A 1,590-nucleotide genomic window follows, 5' to 3' on the forward strand; every position below is an offset into this window, starting at 1 on the left:
GTTTAAGGAGGTGATCCAGCGCCAGGTTCCCCTAGCGCTACCTTGTTACGACTTCACCCCAGTCATGAACCACAAAGTGGTAAGCGTCCCCCCGAAGGTTAAACTACCTACTTCTTTTGCAGCCCACTCCCATGGTGTGACGGGCGGTGTGTACAAGGCCCGGGAACGTATTCACCGTGGCATTCTGATCCACGATTACTAGCGATTCCGACTTCATGGAGTCGAGTTGCAGACTCCAATCCGGACTACGACGCACTTTTTGGGATTCGCTCACTTTCGCAAGTTGGCCGCCCTCTGTATGCGCCATTGTAGCACGTGTGTAGCCCTACTCGTAAGGGCCATGATGACTTGACGTCGTCCCCACCTTCCTCCGGTTTATCACCGGCAGTCTCCCTGGAGTTCCCGACATTACTCGCTGGCAAACAAGGATAAGGGTTGCGCTCGTTGCGGGACTTAACCCAACATTTCACAACACGAGCTGACGACAGCCATGCAGCACCTGTCTCAGAGTTCCCGAAGGCACCAATCCATCTCTGGAAAGTTCTCTGGATGTCAAGAGTAGGTAAGGTTCTTCGCGTTGCATCGAATTAAACCACATGCTCCACCGCTTGTGCGGGCCCCCGTCAATTCATTTGAGTTTTAATCTTGCGACCGTACTCCCCAGGCGGTCTACTTAACGCGTTAGCTCCGAAAGCCACGGCTCAAGGCCACAACCTCCAAGTAGACATCGTTTACGGCGTGGACTACCAGGGTATCTAATCCTGTTTGCTCCCCACGCTTTCGCATCTGAGTGTCAGTATCTGTCCAGGGGGCCGCCTTCGCCACCGGTATTCCTTCAGATCTCTACGCATTTCACCGCTACACCTGAAATTCTACCCCCCTCTACAGTACTCTAGTCTGCCAGTTTCAAATGCTATTCCGAGGTTGAGCCCCGGGCTTTCACATCTGACTTAACAAACCACCTGCATGCGCTTTACGCCCAGTAATTCCGATTAACGCTCGCACCCTCCGTATTACCGCGGCTGCTGGCACGGAGTTAGCCGGTGCTTCTTCTGTCGCTAACGTCAAATAATGCAGCTATTAACTACACTACCTTCCTCACGACTGAAAGTGCTTTACAACCCGAAGGCCTTCTTCACACACGCGGCATGGCTGCATCAGGCTTGCGCCCATTGTGCAATATTCCCCACTGCTGCCTCCCGTAGGAGTCTGGACCGTGTCTCAGTTCCAGTGTGGCTGATCATCCTCTCAGACCAGCTAGGGATCGTCGCCTTGGTGAGCCCTTACCTCACCAACTAGCTAATCCCACCTAGGCATATCCTGACGCGAGAGGCCCGAAGGTCCCCCTCTTTGGCCCGTAGGCATCATGCGGTATTAGCCATCGTTTCCAATGGTTATCCCCCACATCAGGGCAATTTCCTAGGCATTACTCACCCGTCCGCCGCTCGACGCCGTTATCGTTCCCCGAAGGTTCAGATAACTCGTTTCCGCTCGACTTGCATGTGTTAGGCCTGCCGCCAGCGTTCAATCTGAGCCATGATCAAACTCTTCAATTTAAGATTTTGTTCGGCTCAATGAATACTGAACATT

Annotated in this window: 1 rRNA gene; it reads right to left on the reverse strand. The window is 53.2% G+C overall.

Annotated features, from left to right (window positions below):
* Positions 1–3: 3 nt before the first annotated feature.
* Positions 4–1,556, reverse strand: a 16S ribosomal RNA gene (locus R7R78_RS23920).
* Between the last annotated feature and the right edge of the window lie 34 nt (positions 1,557–1,590).

It is taken from the genome of Vibrio sp. 2134-1, from assembly GCF_033339495.1.